We start from the raw sequence: 1,769 nt of genomic DNA on the forward strand, positions 1-1,769 counted from the left end.
GTGAAATCTGTGGGAAATAGAAAAATCCGTGGAAATTAAAATTTCAAATTCCCAAAAATTTCGTAATTTCAAACCACCAAAATTTAAGAAATAAAATGATCGATAAAAGAGTAAAAAACGTACAAGAAGCCATTACCGGAATAAGCGACGGAATGACTGTAATCGTAGGAGGATTCGGACTTTGCGGAATTCCAGAAAATTCAATTAACGCTTTGGTAGAAAGTAACGTGGCTGATTTAACCTGTATTTCAAACAACGCTGGAGTTGATGATTTCGGTTTGGGGTTGCTTTTACAGAAAAAACAAATCAAAAAAATGATTGCTTCTTACGTTGGCGAAAATGCCGAGTTTGAAAGACAAATGCTTTCTGGTGAACTCGAAGTAGAACTCACTCCACAAGGAACTTTAGCCGAAAAATGTCGTGCGGCACAAGCCGGAATCCCTGCCTTTTACACTCCTGCAGGTTACGGAACAGAAGTCGCAGAAGGAAAAGAAACAAAAGATTTTAACGGCAAAATGCACATTTTGGAACACGCTTTCAAAGCCGATTTTTCTATTGTAAAAGCTTGGAAAGGCGATTACGCAGGAAATTTAATTTTCAAAGGAACCGCCAGAAACTTCAACGCTCCAATGGCAGGAAGCGGAAAAATCACCATCGCCGAAGTGGAAGAATTGGTAGAACCAGGACAATTGGATCCCAACGAAATTCACATTCCCGGAATTATGGTTCAAAGGATTTTCCAAGGCGAAAAATTCGAAAAAAGAATTGAACAGAGAACGGTGAGGAAACGAGAAAATTAAAATATAATATTAATTTATCAATAGGAACGATCCCGATAGCTATCGGAATTAGCCCGTTTTTTTTAATGAAACTAGCCAAAACTTATTAATTCTAAAGTGAAGAAAAAGGAAATAAATGTTTTTTTTTGTATTTCATTATTAAATGAAAAAACATTTCTCTAAAAAGGATTTTTTTATTGGCTAGGTTCTTTGAAAAGCTATTTGTTCTTCTTTTTATTTTTCTTTTTACCGTCCTTTTCTTTTTTCTTTTTCTTCTTTTTCGGTGCGGTAATATCATTCAGAAATTCACTGAGTTCAGAATCCTTTTCTTTTTCAGGGTTCAAAATTGTCGCCGCTTTTATTTCGAAGTCAGCATCTTTTAAAAGATTTTCCTCATGTAATAATTTTATTAGCTCAGAAGAGGAGTTATTGAAATACTCTTCTAAAAAAATATTTAATAAGTATTTTCGATAGTCCTTGAAAGGAATTGCAACATTATATTGAAAAATACGACCTTCTTTTCTGGTGGTCAAAAATTCTTTTTCAACCAATATTTTTAAAAAAGTTGAAATTGTATTTGGATGTGGTTTCGGTTCAGGATATTGCTCGATAATCTCCCGCATATATGCGGAATCGAGTCGCCATAAAATATTCATTATAATTTCTTCACCCGTCGTTAAATGACTTATTTTCATAATATATTATTGAATTTGAATAGAAGTATAAAGGTAAATAAAAGAAATGATACTTGCGATCATTATGCCACTTAGGACTTCCGCAAGGCTGTGTCTTTTTATAACAATTCGGCTATATCCCACCACAATAGAAATTCCTAGCCAAACAAATCCATACACAGGATTCAAGGTGAACATTAATGCAGAAACAAAGATGTTAATCGCTGTATGCATCGAGCTTTTGATGAAATAATTACTAATCTGCATTACGATTAATAATATTAAAAGGAATGACAGAACATAATCAATACTATCA

The 1,769-nt window shown here is 33.6% G+C and carries 2 protein-coding genes and 1 pseudogene; 1 reads left to right on the forward strand and 2 read right to left on the reverse strand.

The window, feature by feature from the left end; translation table 11 throughout:
- Positions 1-95 precede the first annotated feature (95 nt).
- Positions 96-800 (forward strand): CoA transferase subunit A, encoded by a 705-nt coding sequence (locus WBY99_RS11005; RefSeq protein ID WP_423976383.1) that lies wholly within the window; start codon positions 96-98, stop codon positions 798-800.
- A 197-nt stretch (positions 801-997) separates the two neighbouring features.
- Here WBY99_RS11005 and WBY99_RS11010 read toward each other — a convergent pair whose 3' ends face one another.
- Positions 998-1,474, reverse strand: a complete 477-nt coding sequence (locus tag WBY99_RS11010) for a BlaI/MecI/CopY family transcriptional regulator (RefSeq protein WP_423976384.1) — start codon at positions 1,472-1,474, stop codon at positions 998-1,000.
- Positions 1,475-1,480: 6 nt separating this feature from the next.
- Positions 1,481-1,769: pseudogene (locus WBY99_RS11015) on the reverse strand (ABC transporter permease); the annotation flags it as partial.

This window comes from Kaistella sp., assembly GCF_049588135.1.
Taxonomy (GTDB): Bacteria; Bacteroidota; Bacteroidia; order Flavobacteriales; family Weeksellaceae; genus Kaistella.